The following is a 23493-nucleotide window of genomic DNA, read 5'->3' as shown; positions in this document are numbered from 1 at the left end:
AACTGACGTTTGGATGCGATCTCGATGCCATCTCCCCTTTCCTCCACCTCTTCTGTCCCCAAACGGGGGCCAAGCTTTGCCCGCCTGAGTCGCTATGTTCCCCTCTTGACCTGGTTGCCCCAATACCGACGGGAAGACCTCGTGGGGGATACCATGGCGGGGATTATTGTCGCCATTATGCTGGTGCCCCAGGCCATGGCCTATGCACTGCTGGCGGGGCTGCCGCCCCAGGTGGGGCTCTATGCCAGCATCTTGCCCCTGATGCTCTACGCCGCCCTGGGGACAAGCCGCACTCTGGCGGTTGGACCAGTGGCGATGATCTCCCTGATGGTGGCCAGTGGAATTGCTCCCCTGGCGGAGTCGGGGGCTAACGCCATTGCGATCGCGCTGACCCTGGCCCTGATGGTGGGGCTGATTCAAACCCTGATGGGGGTCATCCGCCTAGGCTTTGTGGTCAATTTTCTCAGCCATGCGGTGATTGTAGGCTTCACCAATGCCGCCGCCCTGGTCATTGGGGTCAGCCAGGTAAAACATGTCTTGGGGGTACAGATTCCCCGATCTGAGAACTTCTTTGCCACCCTCCATGCCCTGCGACAGGGTCTGCCCGACACCAATGGCCCCACTCTGACCCTGGGTTTGGGGAGTTTGGTCGTCCTGCTGGGATTTTCCCACCTATTGCCCGGTTGGTTAGAGCGCTGGGGCGTGCCTCCAGGGTTGCGGATTCCCCTCAGCCGCAGTGGTCCCCTGCTTGTGGTGATTGTCACCACAGGGATGGCATATCTGTGGGGCCTGGATCGCACCGCTGGGGTAGCGGTGGTGGGCAGCATTCCCCAGGGACTCTCTCCCCTGACGGTGCCGTCTTTGAATGGGGAGTGGGTAACGCAATTGCTGCCGACGGCCCTGACCATTAGCTTTGTTGGCTTTATGGAGAGTGTGGCGGTGGCGAAGTCTCTTGCTAGTAAGCGGCGGCAACGCATTGATCCCAATCAGGAATTAATTGGTTTGGGGGTTGCCAATATTGGGGCTGCCTTTACCGGAGGATATCCGGTTACTGGGGGCTTTAGCCGCTCTGTCGTTAACTTTACCGCTGGGGCAAATACAGGGCTGGCCTCTCTGATTACAGCGGTGTTGGTAGCGTTCGTGGTGTTATTTTTCACGCCGCTGTTTGCTTTTTTACCCCAGGCCACCTTGGCGGCGGTGATTTTAGTGGCGGTGGTGAATCTGTTGGACTTTAGAACCCTAGGGCGACTGTGGCGTATTGATCGCGGCGAGGCTCTAGCCCTGGGCATCACCTTCTTGGCAGTGTTGTTTTTAGGGATTGAGCCCGGTATTCTGGCCGGGTTTGGGGTCTCGGTGTTATTTTTTCTGGGGCGCACCAGTCGGCCCCACTTTGCCGAGGTGGGGCGGTTGGGGGACAGTGAGCATTTTCGCAATGTGGTGCGTCATCCGGTAACCACCTCCAGTCGGGTGATTGCGATCCGTATTGACGAGAGCTTGTATTTTGCCAATACCCGGCAGTTGGAAGACTACCTGATGGGGGCGATCGCCCGCCATCCCGAAGCAGAGTTCCTATTGCTGATCTGGAGTGCGGTAAATCATGTGGACGCTAGTGCCCTGGAAACTTTGGAAACGCTGATTTCTGGTCTGCGCGAGGCGGGTATCCAGGTGTACCTCAGTGATGTGAAGGGACCAGTTATGGACCAACTGGAGCTGGCTCATTTTGTAGACTTCCTGGGGCGCGATCGCATTTTTCTGAGTGCCCACGAGGCGATGGCAACCCTGGGATAGGGAGGTGAATCCTAGACGCTGAAGGGTCAGGTCTTGGGTGCGATCGCGGCCTGGAGTACCTGCATCAACCAAGCCGAGACCTGAGTTTGTCCCTCCGGCACACGCCAGGGACAGGTGCCCACCAAACAGGGAAAAATCAGCAGATTGGGCAGGGTATGGGCAAACTGGGTCGCTTCAGCAGTCAGGGTAATCAGGGCAAGCTGGGCCAGATTGGGGATCTGGCTAATACCTTGTAAATAGACCTCTGGGTGTTGCAGAGCAGGATCCAGCACGATCACATGAGGTCGCCAGACCCGACTGATCAGGTCTGCTTGATCGAGATCATCCACCTCTAGAACCCGACAGCCACAATCATGAAAGAGGCTCGACAGATCATCCTCTATTGCTTCTTCCACCAGAATATCCGGCGACTTTAGGTACAGCACAGTTATGCGACTAGGAAGCGGAGGCACCGGAGTCGGAGGAGTTTGAAGCAGATCTGTGAGGCGATCTGAGGGCCAAGGGATCCCCAAATCAGCAGAGGCCACCGGGGCAGACAGCGTCTCCACATCTAGCACGAGGGCAATCACTGGGCAGTTTTGGGTTTGGGCATTCTCCTTGAGCTGGCCCAACAGTTGGGTGGGCGCAGCTAGGATCACAGGCACTAGCACCGCTGCGGGGGCCAGACGAGCGACCACATCCAGGGTTTCAGATCCGGGTTGAGTGACCAACAGGTGATAGCCTATGGGCTCAACCTGGGCATTTACTGCGATCGCAAGCTCACTATCCGCCGTTGCCAGCACCACCAAACGATCCCCCTCAGGGGCCACTGGATCGATGCTTCCGGGTAACAACAACACCGGCTCCAGAGGATCCAAATCCCCCGTAGTTCGGACCAAATCCCCCCCATGGAGATGGGCCAAGCGCCGCGTCAGCAGCAATTCTAGCCAGCCCCCAATTTCCACCCCATCCCCTTGAGACAGGGTAGCTCCATGCTCCCAAGCGCTTCCAGGCTGGGGCAACTGGGTAATACTCTGACCTAAACCCAGAGGGCGAAATACAACCCAGCGGCCCCAGTGCTGCACCTGGAGAGGCACCCCCTCAACCCGCCCTGCCCTAAGGGCCAACTGGATCAGGTAAGTCAGCATTTGGCCCAGCCGCAGGGCATCGGCCACCACCACCATTTCAGGCATGTTGAGGGGCAAATCCGTCACCGGGGCCGAGGCGTCGAGGGTCAGCAAATGAGCCTGACGGTAGGCTTCTTGACACAGGGGGGCAACCTCCACAATTTGGGGCATCAGTTGCAGACTGTTACCCTCAATACGCCCCAGATCCAACACAGCGTTCACCAATGCCGTCAGGCGACGGGTATGGTGCTGAATGAGGGAAACGTATCGACTTTGGCGATCACTCAAGGCCCCTAGATGCTCCCGATGCAGCAGGCTAGAGAGGCCCAAAAGAGAGGTCAAGGGGGTTTTAAGCTCATGACCTAAATAGGTGAGCATCGCCGTTGAGCCCTGGCCAGACTGATCCCTGAGATCGGCCTGGGACGCATCGTTCCCCCGATCTCCCTGGGAATGGCCTCGCAGGCTATCAAGCAATCGGGCTCCATTCAGCACACCGACATACCGCTGCTGGGCATCAATGACCAGCCAGGGATGTCCCGCTGCTCCAGCAATGATTTGGGCGGCCATCGACGGCGTGGTCTCCAGGGCAATGACCGGCGCAGATTCCAACAGAGAGGTCATTTCCGGCGAGATGACCTGATCCCCCCGCTTACTATCTCCCCAATGGGGCGCTGCCCGCGTCCGTTGGGGGCGATCGCGATCTAATATCGTCAGCATCCGGACTAGAGCTACGATACCCAGGGGTCGTCCCTGGGTATCCAAGAGCACCACCTGATTGCTCCCCGCCGCCAGACACGCCTGCCGCCACACCACCGCCGGAGCTGAGGCCGGACTGCTGGGCACAGAATCCACAAACGCTAGCAGTGACGCCATAGCCCCGCCTCAAACGCTGAGGGTCTCTGACCGGTGTTCATACACAGCCACTGGGTCCATCGCCGCTGAGTCTTGCCGTCCTGACCCTCCTGTTCCTTTCCGAGTCCCAGTACCCCCCACATCATCGCACTCAGCCTCTTCTAGGATTATCTGGGACCATAGCGCCAAAATGGCATCCAGGGGAGAGTCCAGCGCGGGAGTCTACTGAGGGACTCCAACTCGAAGCACTCCAACCCAGATACCACCACAGCCGGCCAGAATCAGTCCTACTTCCCTGGTTTTATTATGGCCCCCAAGCAAGGGGACAACAGCCCTTAGAATGGTTGGGTAATAATTACAGGAAATTTTCATTATCCAGCTCTAGGGCGTGTGGGCAATTAATGAGGAAACCCCTGCGGGTAGGCAGACCATGGCCACCCTACTACATCAAGCTAGTACCGCAGGGCGTAAATCAGTCCACTATTGTCGCGCGTCAGCCCAACATTTTCCGGTCCCCTCTCCCAAGGGGAGAGGGCTAGGGTGAGGGGCCGAGTGTGCCACGATAGAACGGCCAGGGTATTTCCGCCGCAGAGTACTAGGGGCTGTAACCGCCCCAGAACAAGGAATCTAGCTTTGATTGTCCACAGCCCCTCGCCTAACCCTACAAACTTTCCCACTGCATGAGTTCAAGGTCTTGCATTCACAACTGTTAATTGGCAGCCTGATTTTCTCCCCTGAGCTCGCTCAGCAACTCGGGACCCTTCTCTGTGAGCCCGAGTACGCCATTCATCACGACAACACCATCGACAACTTCCTCCAATGGATCGGAGAAAATCGGCATCGGGTTGATTGTCTACTTCTAGAGAGCTATGACGAGCTTCAGTCCCTGGTGATCCAGCTTCTGGGACGCGAGATCCTATTACCTACCGTAATCTTGGCCCCTACAGGATCACCAATCCCAGCAGGTCAGTTGGCCCCCGACAGTACGAACCCGCCCATTCCACCGGGGTGCCAAGTAGGCATTAGCTACCACCGTGCGATCGCGTGTTTACCCCAGGGGGAACTCTCCCTACTAGATCAGTACATTCACCAATCTATCGATGAGTTTCTGCGACTTTCCCATCACCAAGACATTAGCAACCTCCCCCCTCCCCCCATCGCAGATACCCGCCACTTTCTCCTCAGCCTGCAACAGCAGCGCCTTTCAGAAAAGCTCCGAGAACGCTTGGGCTATCTGGGGGTTTACTACAAGCGCAATCCCCAGAACTTTCTGCGGAACCTCAACCCAACAGACCGAGCTGAACTGGTCACCACACTCAAGAATGAGTACCGGGCCATTATCCTCACCTACTTTTCCGATCAGGAGGGCTTGAACCAGAAGATCGATGACCTTGTCAACATCGCCTTCTTTGCCGACATATCCGTCTCCCAAATTGTCGAGGTCCACATGGACTTGATGGATCAGTTTTCCAAGCAACTGAAGCTAGAAGGGCGTAGCGAAGAGATTCTGCTGGACTATCGTCTGACCCTCATCGATATCATCGCCCACCTGTGTGAGATGTATCGCCGCTCAATTCCTCGCGAGAAGTGAACCCATAACCCTGTTCACCCCTGGTAAACTGCTACGCTATTCTCGCTCCCGTTCCCATGATTGACTGCCATGAGTGCTTTGAAAAAGACCTACATCCTCAAGCTCTACGTCGCGGGCAATACCCCCAACTCGGTACGGGCCTTGAAAACCCTGAACCAAATCCTAGAGCAGGAATTTCAAGGAGTATACGCATTGAAGGTCATCGACGTTCTGAAAAACCCTCAGCTTGCGGAGGAGGATAAAATTTTGGCGACTCCGACCTTAGCGAAGATTTTGCCGCCGCCAGTCCGTAAAATCATTGGGGATTTGTCCGATCGCGAACGAGTCCTGATTGGCCTGGATTTACTCTATGAAGAACTGCGGGAAGATGAGTCATAATTCTCCTCCCACCTTCCACTCAGACGGAGCCCCCACAGACAGCCCCTAGCTTGATGTAGTAGGGCGGGCATGGTCAGACCTAACCGCAGGGGTTTCCCCGTCAATTGTCCATACGCCCTAGGGTGACCCAGTCCAAGTTTCAAGACGATTAATAATCCCTGTTTTTAGTTTCCATGACTCAAGTAGCTTTAAATGACTCCTCTAGCCCCCTAGCCCCCACGGGCGTGACTAAAATCCGCACCCTGATCGAGGGGTTCGACGATATTAGTCATGGGGGGCTCCCCATTGGCCGCACCACCCTGGTGAGCGGCACCTCAGGAACGGGTAAAACGCTGCTGGGGGTTCAGTTTCTGTATCACGGCATTGTTCACTTTGATGAACCAGGAATCTTAGTCACCTTTGAGGAATCCCCCGAAGACATTATCAAAAACGCCTTCAGCTTTGGCTGGGACTTACAAAAGCTAATGGACGAGGGCAAACTTTTTATCCTTGACGCCTCCCCAGACCCAGAGGGGCAGGATGTAGTGGGAAACTTCGATCTATCCGCCCTGATCGAACGGATCCAATACGCTATTCGCAAATATAAAGCCCAGCGGGTGTCTATTGACTCTGTGACGGCGGTATTTCAGCAGTATGATGCGGCGACCGTGGTGCGGCGAGAGATCTTTCGTCTAGCAGCTCGCCTGAAGCTAATGAAGGTCACGACCCTAATGACTACGGAGCGTGTAGACGAATACGGTCCAGTAGCTCGCTACGGGGTAGAGGAATTTGTTTCGGACAATGTAGTCATCCTACGCAATGCCCTAGAGGGGGAGCGTCGCCGCCGCACGGTGGAAATCCTCAAACTGCGGGGCACCACCCACATGAAGGGAGAATATCCCTTCACCATCACTAACGAAGGTATCAATATCTTCCCCCTTGGTGCCATGCGCCTCACCCAGAGATCCTCCAATGTACGAGTGTCTTCGGGGGTAAAGACCCTCGACGAGATGTGCGGGGGCGGTTTCTTTCGCGACTCTATTATCTTGGCCACCGGGGCAACAGGAACGGGCAAAACCCTGCTGGTGAGCAAGTTTCTGGAAAATGGCTGCGCCAATGGGGAACGGGTGATGCTGTTTGCCTATGAGGAGTCTCGGGCACAACTGCTGCGAAATGCTACGTCTTGGGGGATTGACTTTGAGGATTTAGAGGAGAGGGGACTCTTGAAGATTCTCTGTGCCTATCCAGAGTCGGCGGGTTTGGAGGATCATCTGCAAATTATTAAGTCAGAAATTTCCCAGTTCAAGCCTGCTCGGATTGCCATTGATTCCCTCTCTGCTCTAGATCGGGGGGTGAGCAATACCTCTTTCCGCCAGTTTGTGATTGGGGTGACGGGCTATGCGAAACAGGAGGAAATCACGGGGTTTTTCACCAACACAACGGAGCAGTTCATGGGGCTCCATTCCATCACGGAATCCCATATTTCCACCATTACGGACACTATTTTGATGCTCCAGTATGTGGAGGTGCGGGGGGAGATGTCCCGTGCTATCAATGTCTTTAAGATGCGGGGCTCTTGGCACGACAAGGGCATTCGCGAATACACCATCACAGGTGATGGGCCTGATATTCGCAGTTCCTTCCGCAACTTGGAACGCATCATTAGCGGCTCCCCCACCCGGACCTCGGTGGATGAGAAGAGTGAGCTATCGCGGATTGTCCAGGGTGTTCAGAGCAATGAGGATTCCCGCCTCTAGGGCGTGTGGACAATTAACAAGGAACTCTGGCGGGGTAAGCATGACCACGCCCGCACTACGGCATCAAGATAGGGGGTGTAACCGTCCCATAACAAGTAATCTGGCTTTGATTGTCCACAGCACCTAGTACTTCGTGGCGTAAATACCCTGACCGTTCCATAGTGGCACACCTCGGCCCCTCACCCTAGCCCTCTCCCAAGGGGAGAGGGGACCGGAAAGTGTTGGGCTGGCGCAACAGAATAGTGAGCCTGGGTGTACTAGTATTCGACGGCATAAATCTGTCCCGTAACCTAGCGCGGACTTCGTTTAACCCATCAATATCACCGTATCCAGGACATGGATGATGCCGTTTTCTGCTTCGATGTCAGCGGCGAGGACGGTGGCATTTTTGACCTCAAAGGTATCTCCCTGGCGGATGGGAATCGTTGCCCCCTCCAAGGACTCCACTTGGCCTAGGGCTACCAAGTCCGCTTGGGTATATTTGCCGCTGGCGACGTGAAATTTGAGGATCCGGGCTAGCTGGGGCGGATTCTGCACCAGGGTTTGCACCGTCCCCGGCGGCAATTTGGCGAAGGCGGCATCATTGGGGGCAAAGACCGTAAAGGGACCGGGACTTTGCAGAGCTTCTACGAGACCAGCGGCCTGGACAGCAGCAACCAGAGTGGAAAAGCCTTCGGTGTTGACAGCGATATCGACAATAGTAGGCATGGGAGATTTGGAGTTATGAAACTTGGCGAATAAAAAACTGTGAGAAATAAATTCTTATTAACTAATGGTGAAGAGCTTGAGAAATAGCCGACTTCCAGTAAGCCAACTTATTAACTCTTGTTGGAGAATCGCCAAGCAACTTGGCCCATGCTCCACCTGCTGCCCCGCCTGGATGAGGAAAGGCCAAATGCTTAATATCATATTTAACTTTATGCATTGCGAAACTGGCATCTCTACCCCAAGTAATAACTACAGATGGATTGATTATGGGAAGCTCCGCCTCTAAAGCCTTAAAGAACCGATTCTGATCTGTCAGAGGCAGCTTAATCCGATTGTAGGGTCGACCTGGATCGCAAACCCAGACTTTGAATATGTCAGTGAGGTAAACTCTGTAGTCCATTTGCATCAAGACAGCAATCATCTCATAATAAAATTTTGTTGTGCCCAGGACTTCCCTAGAACCTTTATGATGTAGCCCAAAGGGAGTTCCAATGGGTATTTCTTGTGAGTTTCTATCACTTTTGGAATCTTGAGCAATGATAACTATTGTTTGCTTCTCTTGACTACCATTGTCTAACTCGAAAGAGCTGGGTAAGTCAACCGCTATAACTGGTGATTTTGCATAAGTTTCCTGAAAAGATTCATCTCCACTTTTGAATATACTTCGTCTGATATGATGAGGCGGCCAGCCAGGTTCATCGAATGTAGAACGAATGTTATCATAAACTTCGGTTATTTCTGTTCGGGACATCTCAAAGACTGTGCATAGCAAGTCACATAACTCATTAAATTCATGAGATTTGAATTTAGAAAATAGCAAAGGAGAGTCTAAGAAAGTCATTATTTTGCTGGATAATGAACTGTAACAGAGAGAGCAAAGCTTAACTCTACAAATGTAGCAGTGCCCTCTCTGTATGTCCCTGTTTGACGACTTTTCTACCGATACTCCTGGCGCTGGATGTCGCGAAGGCGGGCTTCAGGGCGGAGGAAGCGATCCATTTGAGCCTCGAAGAATTGGCGGTTAGCTTGGCGATGATCTGGGTTGGGATCATCCAGGGGGTAGAGGAGGGCGGTGCGTAGGGCTTGGATCACCGCTGAGGTGACGTTGTACATGGAGCGCTGGAAGGTGATCCCCAATTGGATCAGCATGTCGTCTTCGCCGCGACAGTGTTGCTGGTAGTAGTCCTGCAAGTAGGGGGGCAAAAAGTGGAGCATATCCTGCATCAGCAGGGTGGGGGGAATCCCGGCGCTACCGACGGGGAAAACATCGGCATAGAGGATGCCGTAGTGGAAATCCTTTTGATCTTGGGGGACTTGACCCGCTTGGGCGTTGTAGGATTTTGTCCCCCGGAAGGGAGCGGTGCGATAAAACACTGCTTCCACGTAGGGTAGGGCGGCTTCGTAGAGCCAGGTGAAGCCACAGGATTTGGGAATCAGTTCAAAGCATTCGTCGCCGATGTAGACATGGTGGTAAATGGGTCTTCCGGCCACGGCGAAGATGCCATTTACCAGGAAATTCATGGCATCGGGGACTCCTTGGAAGCCGCCTTCGTCGTAGATGTCGGACATTTCAAAAAAGACCGGGGCCATGACTTCCCAGAACAGTCCTAGGTTGGCGTAGTAGGACAGTTCCCGACATTTTTCGTAGAACATGTCGGGGAACAGTTTGTGCAGCCCTAGCATCAAGGGGTTGCGCTTAAAGTAGGCGTTGATGGCGCGATCGCAGTTTGCCTTGTACTCATCCGTATAGAGGAAGTCATTGAACCGTCCGCCCATGTCCTGGTGCCACAGCATGGCCCGCATACAGGCTTCGGCGAACTCCATATTGACGCGATCGTGCCAGAGGTGGTGGAGCAACTTAGGGAGCTTGCGCTTGACCTCACCCTGCTCCATAAATTCCAGTAACTCAGGATGGGCCGTGGCTTCACCGCGCCAGATCCGCAGGTCCGCCGTCTCCCCCGCATAGTGGTTGTGCAGATCCAGATATTCCTGGGGCAGAAAGTATTTGAAAGCGGGCAGGGGATTCAGAAACACTCGCTCGGCGATGTACAGCAAATCTCGCCAGTAGAAGTCCATCGGTACCGCGTAAGCCTTGTAGATCCCGATGATCTGCATCAGATTTTCCGGCGTATCGGGCAGCATGGAACCGCCCGCCTCTAGGCGATGGATGACATCGGCGTGGGGATGGGTTGAGGGTGGGGTTTGGGTGAGGGGCATGGGAGTAGGGGGGTGATGGGGTAGGGGGGTGGGGGTATTAGGGGATTGGGGTATTAGGGGATTGGGGTATTAGGGGATTGGGGTATTAGGGGATTGGCCGTAGGGTGGGCAATGCCCACCAATCCAGGTGCGGGCAGTAGGGAACGGTGGGCAATGCCTTAGAGGTGATGGGGTAGGGGCGCGGTTTCCGCGCCCAATGCAGGGTGGTGGCGTAGGGGCGGGTTTGGCTCGGATCTACTGGGGAATCCGGAATGGGAGGCTCAAAACCCGCCCTGCCTGTCGCCGGGTGGCTGCAATGCCATCTGAACGGGGGGCTCGGATGGAGTCATTAGGGCTACCAGGGCGCTGGCGGTGGGTTCTCCCCAGCGCACTAGCCAGTTGGGTTGAATCCCTAGGAACAGAATCAGCGCTGCCAGCACTAGGGCTGGGAAGCGTTCCCCGAAAGTGACCTTAGGAAAGTATGCGATCGCATTATCCAGCTTGCCAAAACAAGTACGGTTGAGCAAAATCACGAAGTACACTGCCGTCAACCCTGTGCCCACCACCGCCAGCAGGGTGGGGATGGGGTAGGTGGCGTAACTGCCTTGGAACACTAGGAATTCCGTGACAAAGCCTACCAGGCCAGGGATACCGGCACTGGCCATGCCTCCCAGCACCAGCAGGGCACTGGTTAGGGGTAAGCCCCGCACTGGGTTCATCAAGCCATTCAGCACCTCCAGATCGCGGGTGCCCACCTTGGCTTCGACCAGTCCTACTAGGTGGAATAGGATGGCCAAAATCAACCCGTGGGAGACCATCTGGGACACCGCTCCGGTTAGGGACAAATCCGTCAGAGCCGCGCCCCCTAGCAACACATAGCCCATGTGACCGATGGAACTGTAGGCCACCATGCGCTTGATGTCTTTTTGGGCGATCGCCGTCACCGCTCCATAGAGCACACTGAGGGCGGCCCAAGTCGCCAGGTAGGGCGCGAGCAAACTCCAGCCGTCCGGGAACAGCCCCAAGCCAAAGCGGAACAGACCATAGGTACCCAACTTTGCTAGCACTCCCCCCAGCAAGATCGCCACTGGCGTAGAGGCGGCGCTGTAGGTGTCCGGTAACCAGGTATGGAAGGGCACCAGGGGAATCTTGATGCCAAAGGCTACCCCCAAAATCAGCAATAAAATTGCCTGGGTGACTAGGGGGAGAGACTGCCCTAAGCCACTGACATAGCTAAAATCTAGCCCTTGGGTCAAGAGCACCGTGGCCAGGAAGCCCGCCAACATCAACGCCCCCGACAGGGCGGTGTAGAGCAAAAACTTGGTCGCTGCGTAGCTGCGTTTTTCCCCGCCCCAAATCGCCACTAATAAGTAGAGGGGCACCAACTCAATTTCATAGAGCAGGAAAAACAAGAGCAAGTTCTGGGCTAGAAACGCTCCGGCTACGCCGCCGCTCACTAGCAACATCAGGCTATAGAACAGCCGGGGCCGCTCTATATCCGCAGGGCTAGTCCACAGGGCGATCCAGGTGAGAAAACTATTCAAGGCCACCATCAACAGGGACAGGCCATCTAGCCCTAGGTCATAGTGCAATCCCAACTGGGGTACCCAAAGCAGAAACTCCCGCATCTGTACTCCCGCTACTCCCAGGTCAAACTGGGTGAACAGCCACAGGGTCCATAGCAGGGCTATACCAGATACCGCCAAGGCGACGGATTTTGCTTGCTGTGCTGAGCATCCCGGCCAACAGGCCAGTGCGATCGCGCCGAGGATGGGGAGGGTGATGAGGAGGGTGAGCATGGTAGGGAGTGGGGGTGTGTGGGTGATGGGGTGATGGGGTATTGGGGTGTGGGCGAAGCCTGCCCGAAGGGCTTAGGGGTATTGGGGTGAGGGGGTGATCACCGTAGGGGCGGGTTTAGCTCGTGTCTACTGGGAAATCCCAAATGGGAGGCTCAAAACCCGCCCTACCCAGTGCCGGGTGATCGATATTGATCTGGAGCGGTTTCTGTGCCCGATGCAGGACGTGGCAGGGGACAACGACTATCACAGTCCTGGCAAGTATTGCCAGGTCATGAACAACGCGATCGCAACTACACAGAGGGAAATCGTCAACATATAGAACTGGAAGCGACCGCTGTTGTTATATTTCAGGGCTTCACCACTGACCAACGAGGCCACCCCCACCAGATTGACTAGGCCATCTACCAGATAGCGATCCAGCCAATCGGCAATCCGGGAGAGGCTATCAACCCCTAGCACTACGCTGAGGCGATAGAGGCGGGGGGTGTAGAAATCGAATGCCAGCAGATTGCGGAGCCTTAAGGGCACAATTGCGTCAGGGCGATCGCCCCAGCGGCCAATGTAAAGCAGCGCGCCTATGCCAAAGCCAGAAAGACTGACCCAGGTCAAGGCCAAGGCAAGATCTCCATTCAGCTCGGCCCAGGCGGGTAATAACCCCAGGGTTTGCAACAACAAGGGCAGGTGCAGGGTCAAGCCCACCATCACCATCATCGGCATCACCATCAACCAAATCGGCTCTGGGGCGCGGGTGGTCATCTGGTTGGGGGTTCCTGCGAACATAAGGCCAAACAACCGCGCCAAGCTAAAGGCGGTTAAGCCGTTCACAGCCAAGACGATGACCACCAAGCCCCCATAGTGGTCAGTCCAAAGTCCCGTCATCAGTTGCAACAGCGCCCAAAATCCCCCCAGGGGCGGCAGGGCCACCAGACCAAATGTCCCCACAAGTATCGTTAACCCGGTAATGGGGCGACGACTCCCCAGGCCCCCCATCTGGGTCAAGTCCTGGGTAATCACCGACAGGATGATGGAACCAGTTCCCATAACCAATGCCGCCATGGCCAGGGCATAGGTGAGCACCAGCAACAGGGCTGCTTCCGGTTGATGTGCCCCGACCGCGATGAAGACCAAACCCATGTAGGCACTGGAAAGATAGGACAGCACCCGCTTGGCATCAATCTGCGCGATCGCAATTAAGGTCGCCCCTAGAGCCGTGACCGCTCCAATAACGATCGCCCCCGTTGTTGCCACTGGAGACAGGGCCAGCACCGGCTCCAACTTCACCAGTATCCAGGCCCCCGTCGCCACCACGACCCCATTGCGCAGGATCGTACTGGGCAGCGGCCCTTCCATGGCTTCATCCAGCCACAGGTGTAGGGGAAACTGAGCACACTTACTCATCGGCCCCGCCACCAGTCCCAGGGCAATCAAGGCCATGGCCGTGGGCTCCACCTCAGCAGTTTGCGCCCAGGCTGCCAACTCACGAAAATCCCAGGTATGGGCCAGGGGGTAAATAGCCAGCACCGCCATCAGCAGGATCAAATCCCCCACCCGCTTGGTCAAAAAAGCATCCCGCGCCCCCGTCACCACCAAGGATTGATTAAACCAAAAGCCCACCAGCAGATAGGTGCCCAGGGTGAGAATTTCCAGCAGCACATAGGCAAAGAACAAAGAGTTGCACAACACTAGGGCACACATCCCCGCCTCGAATAGGGCCATGAAGGCAAAGAACCGCCCCCAACCCCAGTCCATTTCCAGGTACCCGATGGCATAAACCTGGGCCAGCAAATTCAGCCCCGTAATCAAAATCACCGCCCCCAGGGTGATGGCAGACACCTCCAAGGGAATGGTCAGGTTCAGATCCGCCACCTGGAGCCAAGGAGCGAAGAAAAACTGGGGGGAGGAATGGCGGTTCCAGAGAGCATGGAAAGCCAGTAAGCTATGGATAAAGGCCATCAGCGTAGTGGCGATATTGATGTACCCAGCGGGACGCGGCCCGGTGCGTCGGATCAGACCAGGGGACCAGGGAATGGTCAACAGGGCTCCGATCAGGGGATAGAGGGGAATCAGCCAACTGGTTTCGGTAATCATGACGGACCGGGAAAAGGAGGACTAAATCCAAGGCACAAGACTGTAGAACCCAGATCCCAAATGGACTTCGGGCATGAGTCTATGACAAAGCTTTTTCGATTGACTTAAATCTATACAAGCTTAACTTTAGCGCCCCAATCCCCCCAGAAGCAAGATGCAAATAGAGTTTAGGCAATCAATATTCCATTTTGAATTGATAAAAATCTTTGATAAGTCGGCCCCTAAATAGGGCGTGTGGATAATTTGCGACTTCGCTCAAGCTTCAGTGATCAAGGGCTGAGCGAAATCGTTCATGTCCATTCGGGGGTCTGGACCTGGCGCACGTAGCTGACTAAATAGTCATGGACAAGCTGATAGCGATCTTCCGGTTCCTCCGGAACCTCAAACACCAGCCCCGACCCCACTAAGATCGACAGCACCATGTCGAGTTGGGCGGCCTCAAAGGGGATTTTCAATAGCGCTAGCTCATACTCTAGGTCTTCCCTGGTGCGCAGAGGGCGATAGAGGCGTTGATCTCGGTCTTCATCGGTGAGTAGGTAGAGCACCGCCCAGGCTAGTCGCTCATGGGGGGGACCACAGTCATGAACAACATAGGAGAGGAATCTTTGTACCAGGGTTTCCTTGGGCAATTCTCCCAGATGCTCATACTGGGCCAGGGTTTCAATTTCCTGGCGCTGAAGTTGGGATCCGACTACCTGGAGCTCAATGGGGCGCACTTCTCCGAGAGGCGCGGCCAGATCCTCTACCAAGCGATGGATTAGCGCCTCCTCTAGAGGATATTGGGCTGCTTCCGTTAGGCGACGAATTACGGCTTCCGCCGCCGCCAAGGAGAAATTACCCAAGGCATAGCGCACCGAGCGGCTGAGCAAGTCCACATCCCCCATGGGGCTGACCTGATTGATCACCCGCTCCGCCTCCAGCAGATGGTGGAGGTAATCCTCTCGTAGGGCCAGCACGACTTTGATCCAGGGTTGATCGATGCAGTATTGGAGAAATTCGTAAAACTTGCGCCGTTCCTCCGGTCCTTTTTCCTCAAAGAAAAACTCCTCAAACTGATCGAAAATCAGCACAAAAAAGCAGTTTTTATCTAGTCCTGCCTGGAGCCGTGCTCGCAGTGCGGTCCCCTGGAGTGGTGGCGGTGGTGGTCCTCCAGTCAATAACGCAGTCACGGTGGCTGGGGGTTCCGGTTCCCAAGGCACTAAGGCTTTCTCTAGTTCCCGAGCGATGGCTTGCTGCCAACTACTATAGGTTTGCACCAGAATCGGGACAGTGGTACGCCCTTGGGGATAGAGGGTCCGTAGGGCTGGCAGAAGCCCTGCGTTGAGGACTGAGCTTTTGCCCACCCCCGATGGGCCGTGGAGGACGATCAACTGGCGTTGTTGATCCTCTAGGCGGTTGACTAGGGCTTGTACATCCTCTAGTCGCCCCGATGCCCGAATTTCCGCCGCGACAATCTCTGGGGTTCCTTCTAGGGCGGGGGGGATGGCTCTTGGGGACCGATCCTTGGGCGTCGCTGGGCGAGAGTGGGGTTGCACTGCCCCCGCCCCAATGAAGGCTCGCAGATTATAGCGATACTCCACTTGGCGGAGTTCCTGCTTAACATCAAAGGCTTCCCAGTAGTCCCCCTGATCAAAATGGTGGTGAATCAGGGCTTCTAATACCTGACGGTGGAGGGTCAGGTCTACCTCGGGGTCTGTTTCCCAGCGAGCTGCTTCTAAATATGCGATCGCAGCTTTGGGATCCTTCAAATAGATCTGGGCCTGACCTAGCAAAAAGCGATACCATCCCCGCTGAAAGCGATCGGCAATCTGTACGGCTCGGGAGAGGGTGCGGTCTTCTGGGGCCTGCCCTGCTGCCTGGGTGGCCTGCTCCAGTAGCGTAAGGGCTTGGGCTGCTTCATTTTGGGCCGTCAGCCAGTCCTCCTTAATCAGCGCCACCTCCGCTAGGAAGCCGTGATCTCTGGCCAGTCGGATGAGATCGCGGGTTTCCTGATGCAGCGTTGTGCCCTCCACCGCCAGACTCTCCAGAGCCTCCCAGTCTCGCTGCTTTTGTAGAACCTCTGCCAGGACGTGAATGAACCGCGCCAGTCGCTCTGTTTGATCCTCCTCACGAAAAATGGCAAGACAGGCGGTGAAATATTGGCGGGCCTGCCGTAACGCTTGGGAATAGGCTGCCCGCTGCACCACCCCATAACTGCGCCACCACAACCCCAGGTGCAGCAGCAGCACTGCTTCCCGATCTAGAGCCGTGGGGGCTGGCTGGGGCCAACGGGTCTGCACTGCCGGAGCTTGCCAATAGCTCAAACTGGCTTGGTAATGGGTGCGGGCGGTCTCCATCTCTAGGCGACTATGGGCTTCTCGCCCCCGTAGAAAGTCCAGACTGGCGGCTAAATCGGGGTCTGGTTGCCAACCCGTCACCTTCAGATCTTGCAGAGCAAACTCCAGTTCACTGCGGAGCAGGGGGCTGCCCCGCAGACGAATGGTGGTGGTGCCTGCTAGGTCGCGATCGCCCTCGTATTCCAAAATGTTGAGAAACAACTGGCTGGTGCCCTGCTCTAGGGAATGGATCAGGGCTGCTGGCGGGAGGGTAAATGCGATCGCAGAGGGACTAAAGCTCCGTAAATCCGGCGCATGGCGGACAAAATGCTGGCGAACGATCTCATTCATCCAGAGCACCACCGGACAGGACAGTCGCTTGCGCAGTTCATCCCGTGACAGATTGGCCCCCTTCAGCAGAGCCAGTAAGTCCTCCACCGCCTCCAACCCCGTCACCATGAGTGCCGGGGGAACGCTATTGCCGATCTGGGTCTGAATCGCCGCTAACAACCCCGGTACTCGCGCCGGAAGCCGTACAACTGTAATCCGCGATCGCAGTTGAAAGTCCTCAATCACCACCTGCCGCAGACGATGGTAATTGCAGGCCGCCAGAGTTAAGGAAAACTCCCCCGCCTCCCGCCGCAACACCGTCCGCAGTTCCTCCAGGCTGTTCTGGTTATGGCGCAGTAGGTCCGTGTCGTTGGGGTAGGAGGGCATGGGGGGTGGGGAGATGGGGTGATGGAGTAGGGGGGTGTTGGCGGAGCCTGCCCGGAGGGCTTTGGGGTAGGGGGTGACAGGAATTTGAAGTTTTGAGTTTTGAATTAAATTTCCCGTAGTGGTTGCCCTTGTTGCCGCGTGACCCATGATGGGATAGGGGCGCGGTTTCCGCGCCCAATGCAGAGGGGAAGAGGAAGGCGGGGTGATACCTAACGGTATTCAAGAAAGGTGTAGCCTGCCCGTTCGTGTGGCGATGCCGAAGGCATCAGGGCTTAGGGGCAGATGGCCTAACGGCATTCAAGCAAGAAAGGCATAACCTGCCCCGAGGGCTTTGGGGTGGGAGAGTCCCGAGTTTTCCGTAAGGGCGCAGGCACCGCGCCCCCACGGCGGCATCCTGCATCAGGTGCGGGCACCACGCCCCTACGGCGGCATCCTACATTGGGCGCGGAAACCGCGCCCCTACGGGAAATTCAATTCAAAACTCAAAACTCTCTCACCTCCACCCCATCACCCCTAAGCCCTCCGGGCAGGCTAACTCCCAGGGAGTGGCTTCGCCAACGCCAACGCCAACGCCAACACCCCATCACCCCATCACCCCATCACCCCATCACTCCCTCCCCCTCCCCCGCCCGCCATTCCCGAAAAGTATCCGTCTCCGCCAAAACGGGATTGATATCGACCCAGCGCCCCCGGTTGTCGCGGTATTCGTAGAGAAACAGGCTGCGGAGCAAGCTGTTGTAGTCGCTGTCTCCTTGCAGGGTGCGGGCCTTGACGGCGCGGAAAAGTTGTTGCCATTCCTCGGCGTTCACCAGTCCGAGTAAATCATTGCGTTCATCGCGGATGACGCGCTCTAGGGTATCGCGCCCCAGGGGGGGATCGTGCTTGCGGAGGCAGCTATAGAGGTAGCGCACGAGGTTTCGCATGTGGCCACCGCTAATGGTGCAGAGGCGGTCCAGGGTATCGCTATGGTCAAAGACTTCCTCTAAATGGGAAATGCGATCGCGCTCTCCCAAATCAGGAAAGGCCCGCGCTAGCACCATCTGCCGTAGCTTGGCTAAGCTCTCCGGTTGACAGTTGCCCTCTAGATCGATGACGGGCACCATCGTCAACACCGAGGGGCTGACGCCAAAGCGATTGGTCAACAGGGGCAAATCATCGGAAAAGGCCAGGGATAGGGGAATGGTATACAGCAGGTGACAGCCCAAGCGCTTAAGCTGATCCCCCCGATCCACAAACAGATATTCCGGCTGGGGCCGGTCCCCCAGTTTGCGGCTGCTGGAAACCCGGTCTAGGTTATCCACAATCACCACTAACCCGGCTTTTCCCAGTTGTTTGAGATGGGCGATCGCGGGTTCCAGCAGTTCCCCATTGATGGCATCCAGAATGTTGCGGGTACGGGGCTCCAAATATTGGTGCAGTTGACTCCGCAGGTCCGCACTGTCCTTGGACTGGGTCGTAATTGTGGCGATCCCCACCGACAAACTGACATTAGAGATTTCCACCGGCATTCGCAGGGTATCGGCAATGCTCTGAAACAGCCGCTGAAAATAGGGGGGGCGCATCGTCACCCCCGTCATTTCCAGGCTAACGGCCACCTGACGGGCAATCACCAGCAAAATGTCCGTCACCTCCACATCCGACATTTCCAAGTCCCGGTCAGACTCGAAATAGACCACGTGGTACCCCGCCGCCTCCAGTACCTTCTTCAGACGCAACAGCTCCGTAGACTTGCCGGAACCAATGTGCCCTGTCAATAGTTGGGTCGTGGGCTCATCCGGCGACAGGCGCGTAATGGTACGGGCCAGCTCCTCCACAATGTCGCCCCCCCGCACCGAGGAAAAATTGATGTAATAGCGATCGTCTTGGAGGGGACGACTGGGGTTGGTGGCTTTGTAGAACTGGCTAACATCTAAGGCCATGACGGGAGTTGGGGGGAATGATTTTTATGGTATAGGAGATGGGGTGTTGGAGTAGGGGCGCGGTTTCCGCGCCCAATGCAGAATGTCGCCGTAGGGGCGGGTTTGGCTCGTATTGACTGGGAAATCCAGAATGGGAGGCTCAAAATCTGTCCTACCCAGTCGCGGAAAATCCTAGAGCCCGCAAGCCCTAGCGCGGGAAAAGAGAAAACTGCCCAGGGTTCCCGCTGCAATTCCCTGATCTTGGGATGCTCCTGACCAAAGGTGACCAGGAAGATGGCCCCAGGGAGCCGCCAGACTAAATTCAAAATCGGCATACTGCCGGACGGTGCCATTCAGCCGCCAGCCCGTCGCCTCACAAAACTGATGCCACTTTCGCAGATCACACTGATTCTCCATAAGGGCGTTGCCCATTTCCACATAGATCTGCCGCTGTACACTAAAGCCGAAATGACCACCACTAAACTGCACCCAGAGTTGATCCAGTATCCGCAGGTCTTCGCAGGGAAACCCCCGAATGTCCTCCACCCGTAGGGGACCTAGCTTCTGCCGTTCCGTCATAGTCAAAGACTGCCCCCTAGGGGCCATTGCTATCATCAATGCCTCGGTTTCCCGATCCGCCTGTGCCCAGCGGCAATTAGCCAGGTAGTTCACCAGGGGTTCATAGTGACGCGGTAGTTCCTCCCGCACCACCAAGATGGCATTGCCAGGGGGGGTGGGGCGCTCCGTCCAGGGCCGGGGGAGATCGTAGAAGTTCGTACTAAGGGCGACGATCGCGCTTTCATCGTCACTGTCCCTCAGCATTGAGGAATAGAAATCAATGTCGCGAAGTTCTGCCCCCGTCGGCAGCCGATAGCTAAAGACTCGACCTTCCTTTTGCAGGCTAGCCTGGGTGCTGAGCCAAGCACAAAACCAGCGGGCATCCTCCCAGGAACTGCCTTGGACGGGCTGACTTTCCTCGCCCTCAGGGCAGCGCAGCCGCTTTGCCTCGGAGTGGAACTGGCCTGTATCCTGGGCCTGGAGAAACAGCTCATACTCGCCCCAGGTGATAAAGGTGGGCGAGATGGCCTTTAGTCGGTCGGAGACCATCGCGCTACTCTCCGTCAGGGGCGTCAGAGTACTGAAACGTTGTTGCAGCCGCAGATCAGCTCGCAGCTTGGTCAATACCGGATTATTAGCGCCTTGAATAGGATCCAGGGCTTGAATGGTAAAGGTTTCCACCAACTTCTGGAGACGGGCTAGGGCGGCCTGATCGATTTCACGCCCCTCCTCCATACAGCGACGGGCCAGCAGCAGACTGTATTCCGTCACCTCAGCGGTCAACAAGGCGTTGATAATGGCGGTGGCATCCCCTAGGGCAGCATAGAAACGCACGATCTCCTGCCAGCGATCGCGGTCTAGCTTCTCCAGTAAAAATGCCTCCCCCTCCGGACCGCATTCCCGCAGATACTTCGCCGCCAGATATTCCTGAAAGGTCTGATGGGCAAACTCGTAGCGACCCAGTTCCTTTTCCACCAGCAGCCCCGCTACCTCCGTCATCTCTCGCCAAAACTGGGCAGGGCTCAACTCCCGTTCCTTCAGACATCGTTTTAGGGGTTCGGCAATCCAGATCTCCCCCTGGGCCGGGGAAAACTGAGTAATCTCTTCCATGGCCAAGTGCCAAGCTAGAGCCTGGAGCACCGCCCGACATTCCGACGCCGTCAGAGTCAGGGTGGTGCGTTTGGCATAGGGGCGAGTGCCCAGCAACAGGTCAAAAATCTTGTCGTAAAGTTCCACCCGGCGTTTGGGCAATACGGTCTTAGCCCGGTGGGTGGAGGCGATCATGGTGATCAGGAGCGGATTACGGGCCAGATCATTCAGAGAGGGGCTGTTGACGACTTGCCGCACCAGATCCGCTGCACTATCCTGGGCCTCTTGAGTACTCTTGAGGCGCGCCTGGGCCTCGGTCAATTGTTCCGGCTCCGGTCGGCGCAGACTGTCCTGCCACAATCGCTCCCACTTCATCCGCCAAAAGACCGTGTGGTACCACTTCTCCACAAAGGCTTGCTTTTGGTTGGGCGTAAAGTCCAGAACCCGCAGTTTGAGATCCACTGCGATCGCAGGGCTGGGATCATCGGGCTGGAGCTCAAAGCCATGGGGGCGTGAGGTGAGAATGAACTGGGTGCGGGGATAGCGTTTCATCTGTTGATCCACCCATAGCCGCACCTCAGGCCGCAGTAGGCTGGGCACCTCATCCAACCCATCCAGCATCACTAAACAGTGCCCTCCCTGAAGCTGATCCGTAAACCAGGCATCCGCCTCTGCCAAGGAGGCGTAGGGGCTAAACTCTGCCTGGGTGCGCAGATGGCGCACCACCAGTTCCGGCAGGTGCATGGGGCGATCGCTACCAGGATCATCCTGGGGTCGTCGCATCAGTGGGTAGGTTTCCCGCAACCGCAACAAGATGGGCATCAGCGCCCGCACCGACTCCGGAGGCTGGGTGACAAAGGTGAGGGTCAAATGGCGCAGCAGGGTCGTCTTGCCATAGCCGGGAGCCGCCAAGATCACAATGCGGCGGTAGGGATAGGTCTCGATAGCTTGATCGCGACGGGGCAAAAATCGCCAGATTTCCTGGGGACCATCCACCGCCCTCCAGAGGTTTTGGTCCGATTCCACCCGTAGCGGCACAAAGACATCCTCTAGGGCCAGCCCTGGCAGGTCTTGGAACCCCTCCACCTCTAGGGCGTAGCAATGGGACTGGAGGGCACGATGATATTGCTTATGCACCCCCGAAAGCTTGGCCCAGGTGCGGGCCATTGCCCCCTCTACCGCCTGATCCGTCGCTGCCCCTAGGGCCGCCCCTCGCCGTTGCATCCCCCCCTTAAGTTGCCCCATCAGCCCCTCGCCAAAGGCGGTGAGTAGGGAAGCGCCCGCAGCGATTAGGGCCGCGATCGCGGCCTTGGGCAATTCATTGACGTATAGAAAATAGATCGCCGATCCCCCGCTACCCGTAATCAGAACCTTGATCAGGACATCAGTGAGCTGGGCGGAGAAACCAGAAGGCGGCGTTGGAGACATAACCTCGGAGCTAAAACCTCTCCCTTGGTATTCCCATCCCTCCTAGGCAATTACACAGAACACCGAGTGATAGATGGATTTTGCAGTCACCCGGCAACTAGGCAGGGCGGGTTTTGAGCCTCCCATCCCGGATTCCCCAGTCAATACGAGCCAAACCTGCCCCTACAGACACATTCTGCACTGGGCGCGGAAACCGCGCCCCTACCCTACACCCCAATACCGGTCACCCAGCAACAAGGGCAACCATCCTTCGACTTCGCTCAGGACAGGCAAGGGATTGCCCCTACGAAATCTCCTCACACCCCCACACACCCTTCACCCTTCACCCTTTACCCTCACACCCCTCTAACCCCCCACCCTCACACCCTCATACCCCCACACCCTCTACATCCCCATAATTTCATAGCCAGAGTCTACATAGAGAATCTGCCCGGTGATGCCACTGGCTAAGTCGCTGCTGAGAAAAGCCGCCGCATTGCCCACTTCCTGTTGGGTCACTGTCCGCCGCAGGGGAGCCACCGCCTCAACGTGGTGAATCATGTCTAAAATACCCCCCACCGCTGAGGACGCTAGGGTCCGAATCGGACCCGCTGAAATGCCATTCACCCGCACTTGTTGCGGCCCCATTTCAGCGGCCAAGTAGCGCACATTCATTTCCAGGGCAGCCTTGGCAATACCCATGACGTTGTAATTAGGCACCACCCGCACGCCGCCCAGGTAGGTGAGGGTAACAATGCTGCCACCACTGGTCATAAGGGGTTTTGCCCCCCGCGCCAAACTGACCAGAGAATAGGCACTAATATCCAGGGCGGTCTGAAATCCTTGACGGGAAACGGCGCTAAAGTCCCCCATGAGATCATCTCGATTGGCAAAGGCCAGACAGTGAATCAAGATATCCAGCTTGCCCCACGCTGCATTTACCGCATCAAAGGTAGCGGTGACCTGGCCATCATCCTGCACATTACAGGGCAGAAATAGGGAGGGGGCAAGGGGCTCTACTAGGCTACGCACCTTATTTTCCATCTTGCCCTTGTCGTCGGGTAGATAGGTCACCCCCAGATTGGCTCCTGCGGCATGGAGCTGTTGGGCAATGCCCCAGGCAATGGAGCGGTTGTTGGCAATTCCGGTGACGAGGGCGTTTTTTCCAGTGAGATCTAGCATAAGAGTCCCGCTAAAGGCCACCTAGGAGAATACTCAAAAATCGGATCCCTTCGATACCCCTTGGGTTGATCCACAAGGGAAAGAA

The 23493-nt window shown here is 56.3% G+C and carries 14 protein-coding genes; 4 read left to right on the top strand and 10 right to left on the bottom strand.

Translation table 11 applies throughout. From position 1 onward, the window contains the following. Window positions 1-24: 24 nt before the first annotated feature. Entirely contained in the window at window positions 25-1788 is a 1764-nt protein-coding gene (locus LEP6406_RS0217835; protein WP_008311772.1) for a SulP family inorganic anion transporter, read from the top strand. Window positions 1789-1814: 26 nt separating this feature from the next. Here LEP6406_RS0217835 and LEP6406_RS0217830 read toward each other — a convergent pair whose 3' ends face one another. Further along, a complete protein-coding gene (locus LEP6406_RS0217830; RefSeq protein WP_008311773.1) occupies window positions 1815-3767 on the bottom strand; it encodes a sensor histidine kinase in 1953 nt (650 codons plus the stop codon). A gap of 673 nt (window positions 3768-4440) precedes the next feature. Between LEP6406_RS0217830 and LEP6406_RS0217825 the strand changes: the two genes are divergently transcribed. The 3 genes from LEP6406_RS0217825 to kaiC all read left to right on the top strand — a co-directional run bounded on the left by LEP6406_RS0217825 (window position 4441) and on the right by kaiC (window position 7451). Further along, complete coding sequence (locus tag LEP6406_RS0217825) at window positions 4441-5337, top strand: circadian clock protein KaiA (protein WP_008317814.1); 897 nt, start codon at window positions 4441-4443, stop codon at window positions 5335-5337. A gap of 69 nt (window positions 5338-5406) precedes the next feature. Continuing rightward, entirely contained in the window at window positions 5407-5715 is a 309-nt protein-coding gene (gene kaiB / locus LEP6406_RS0217820; protein ID WP_008317811.1) for a circadian clock protein KaiB, read from the top strand. A gap of 173 nt (window positions 5716-5888) precedes the next feature. Next, the gene (gene kaiC, locus LEP6406_RS0217815; protein WP_008317809.1) at window positions 5889-7451 is read left to right on the top strand and encodes a circadian clock protein KaiC; all 1563 of its coding nucleotides are present in this window, start codon (window positions 5889-5891) and stop codon (window positions 7449-7451) included. Window positions 7452-7757: 306 nt separating this feature from the next. Here kaiC and LEP6406_RS0217810 read toward each other — a convergent pair whose 3' ends face one another. The 9 genes from LEP6406_RS0217810 to fabI all read right to left on the bottom strand — a co-directional run bounded on the left by LEP6406_RS0217810 (window position 7758) and on the right by fabI (window position 23408). Continuing rightward, window positions 7758-8159 carry a fasciclin domain-containing protein gene (locus LEP6406_RS0217810; RefSeq protein WP_008317806.1) on the bottom strand — a complete coding sequence of 134 codons (402 nt, stop codon included), beginning with the start codon at window positions 8157-8159 and terminating at the stop codon, window positions 7758-7760. 61 nt (window positions 8160-8220) lie between these two features. Further along, window positions 8221-9000 (bottom strand): uracil-DNA glycosylase family protein, encoded by a 780-nt coding sequence (locus tag LEP6406_RS0217805; RefSeq protein WP_008317804.1) that lies wholly within the window; start codon window positions 8998-9000, stop codon window positions 8221-8223. Window positions 9001-9095: 95 nt separating this feature from the next. Further along, entirely contained in the window at window positions 9096-10376 is a 1281-nt protein-coding gene (locus LEP6406_RS0217800) for a CO2 hydration protein (protein WP_008317801.1), read from the bottom strand. 260 nt (window positions 10377-10636) lie between these two features. After that, complete coding sequence (locus LEP6406_RS0217795) at window positions 10637-12154, bottom strand: NADH-quinone oxidoreductase subunit M (protein WP_008317797.1); 1518 nt, start codon at window positions 12152-12154, stop codon at window positions 10637-10639. Window positions 12155-12397: 243 nt separating this feature from the next. Then, window positions 12398-14242, bottom strand: coding sequence for an NAD(P)H-quinone oxidoreductase subunit F (locus tag LEP6406_RS0217790; protein WP_008317793.1), 1845 nt, complete (start codon window positions 14240-14242; stop codon window positions 12398-12400). A 290-nt stretch (window positions 14243-14532) separates the two neighbouring features. Next, entirely contained in the window at window positions 14533-17421 is a 2889-nt protein-coding gene (locus tag LEP6406_RS0217785) for an ATP-binding protein (protein WP_008317790.1), read from the bottom strand. A gap of 452 nt (window positions 17422-17873) precedes the next feature. After that, window positions 17874-19193, bottom strand: coding sequence for a P-loop NTPase fold protein (locus LEP6406_RS0217780; protein ID WP_008317787.1), 1320 nt, complete (start codon window positions 19191-19193; stop codon window positions 17874-17876). 171 nt (window positions 19194-19364) lie between these two features. Then, on the bottom strand, window positions 19365-22247 hold the full coding sequence (locus LEP6406_RS28730) for a GUN4 domain-containing protein (protein ID WP_008317783.1): 2883 nt from the start codon (window positions 22245-22247) through the stop codon (window positions 19365-19367). A gap of 384 nt (window positions 22248-22631) precedes the next feature. Continuing rightward, complete coding sequence (fabI, locus tag LEP6406_RS0217770) at window positions 22632-23408, bottom strand: enoyl-ACP reductase FabI (protein ID WP_008317780.1); 777 nt, start codon at window positions 23406-23408, stop codon at window positions 22632-22634. Between the last annotated feature and the right edge of the window lie 85 nt (window positions 23409-23493).

This window comes from Leptolyngbya sp. PCC 6406 (assembly GCF_000332095.2).
Classification (GTDB): Bacteria; Cyanobacteriota; Cyanobacteriia; order Phormidesmidales; family Phormidesmidaceae; genus PCC-6406.
This window is presented reverse-complemented; position numbering and strand designations above follow the sequence as displayed.

What these genes read in the sequence shown, in the direction of transcription:
- LEP6406_RS0217835 (WP_008311772.1), top strand. Translation starts at nt 25, where the DNA reads ATGCCATCTCCCCTTTCCTCCACCTCTTCTGTCCCCAAACGGGGGCCA.
- LEP6406_RS0217830 (WP_008311773.1), bottom strand. Translation starts at nt 3,767, where the DNA reads ATGGCGTCACTGCTAGCGTTTGTGGATTCTGTGCCCAGCAGTCCGGCC.
- kaiB (WP_008317811.1), top strand. Translation starts at nt 5,407, where the DNA reads ATGAGTGCTTTGAAAAAGACCTACATCCTCAAGCTCTACGTCGCGGGC.
- kaiC (WP_008317809.1), top strand. Translation starts at nt 5,889, where the DNA reads ATGACTCAAGTAGCTTTAAATGACTCCTCTAGCCCCCTAGCCCCCACG.
- LEP6406_RS0217810 (WP_008317806.1), bottom strand. Translation starts at nt 8,159, where the DNA reads ATGCCTACTATTGTCGATATCGCTGTCAACACCGAAGGCTTTTCCACT.
- LEP6406_RS0217805 (WP_008317804.1), bottom strand. Translation starts at nt 9,000, where the DNA reads ATGACTTTCTTAGACTCTCCTTTGCTATTTTCTAAATTCAAATCTCAT.
- LEP6406_RS0217800 (WP_008317801.1), bottom strand. Translation starts at nt 10,376, where the DNA reads ATGCCCCTCACCCAAACCCCACCCTCAACCCATCCCCACGCCGATGTC.
- LEP6406_RS0217795 (WP_008317797.1), bottom strand. Translation starts at nt 12,154, where the DNA reads ATGCTCACCCTCCTCATCACCCTCCCCATCCTCGGCGCGATCGCACTG.
- LEP6406_RS0217790 (WP_008317793.1), bottom strand. Translation starts at nt 14,242, where the DNA reads ATGATTACCGAAACCAGTTGGCTGATTCCCCTCTATCCCCTGATCGGA.
- LEP6406_RS0217785 (WP_008317790.1), bottom strand. Translation starts at nt 17,421, where the DNA reads ATGGGTCACGCGGCAACAAGGGCAACCACTACGGGAAATTTAATTCAA.
- LEP6406_RS0217780 (WP_008317787.1), bottom strand. Translation starts at nt 19,193, where the DNA reads ATGGCCTTAGATGTTAGCCAGTTCTACAAAGCCACCAACCCCAGTCGT.
- LEP6406_RS28730 (WP_008317783.1), bottom strand. Translation starts at nt 22,247, where the DNA reads ATGTCTCCAACGCCGCCTTCTGGTTTCTCCGCCCAGCTCACTGATGTC.
- fabI (WP_008317780.1), bottom strand. Translation starts at nt 23,408, where the DNA reads ATGCTAGATCTCACTGGAAAAAACGCCCTCGTCACCGGAATTGCCAAC.